At 65.6% G+C, this 1057-nt stretch carries 1 protein-coding gene; it reads left to right on the top strand.

Annotated features, from left to right (window positions below; genetic code table 11):
- Window positions 1-17 precede the first annotated feature (17 nt).
- Window positions 18-1057 (top strand): L-cystine transporter (locus BIS11_RS18405; protein ID WP_301286527.1); only part of this gene is annotated, 1040 nt, incomplete at its 3' end.

Here is a 1057-nt window from a genome sequence, read left to right as displayed (position 1 = left end):
TCTTGAAGATGATCATCATGCCGCTGGTGCTGGTGACGATCCTCTCGGCGGTCACCCGACTGCATGATGCCAGCGCCCTGGGCAAGATCAGCGTCGGCGTGCTGGGGCTTCTGATGATCACCACGGCGATCTCGGCGATCATCGGCATCGGTATGACCCAGCTGTTCGGGCTTTCCGCCGAGGGGCTCGTCCAGGGCGCGCGCGAGCTCGAGCGCGGCCAGGACATCATCGAGCGCAGCGCCCAGGTGGCGGATCTGACCGTGCCGCAGCTGCTGCTGTCGTTCATTCCCAGCAACCCCTTCCAGGACCTGGCCGGCGCCCGCCCCACCTCGATCATCAGCGTGGTGATCTTCGCGGCCTTTCTGGGCATGGCGGCGCTGGGCATCAAGCGCGAGAACCCCGCCCTCGGCGGCAAGCTGATCGACGGCATCGACGTGGTGCAGAAGTGGATCATGCGCCTGGTGCGCATGGTGATTCGTCTGACGCCCTACGGTGTTTTGGCGCTGATGGCGAAGGTGGTGGCCACCTCGAACCTCGACGACATCCTGGGGCTTCTGGGTTTCGTGGTCGCCTCGTATATCGGCCTTGCGCTGATTCTGGTGATGCACGCGCTGTTCCTCTCCGGCGCCGGCGTCAATCCGCTGCGCTACTTCAAGAAGGTGTGGCCGGTACTGACGTTCGCGTTCACCTCGCGCTCGAGCGCGGCGACCATCCCGCTCAACATCGAAGCCCAGGTGGATCGCATCGGCGTGCCGCCGGCGATCGCCAACTTCGCCGCGTCCTTCGGCGCCACCATCGGCCAGAACGGCTGCGCGGGGCTCTACCCGGCGATGCTCGCCATGATGATCGCGCCCACCGTGGGCATCGATCCGCTCTCCTTGGAGTTTCTGGCGACCCTGGTGCTGGTGGTGACGCTGGCATCGTTTGGCATCGCAGGCGTGGGCGGCGGGGCGACGTTTGCCGCGATCATCGTGCTCTCCACGCTCGATCTTCCCATTGCGCTGGCCGGGCTTCTGATCTCCATCGAGCCGCTGATCGACATGGGCCGCACGGCGAT

Origin of the sequence: Halomonas sp. 707D4 (assembly GCF_024158685.1) — a bacterium.
Taxonomy (GTDB): Bacteria; Pseudomonadota; Gammaproteobacteria; order Pseudomonadales; family Halomonadaceae; genus Vreelandella.
This window is presented reverse-complemented; position numbering and strand designations above follow the sequence as displayed.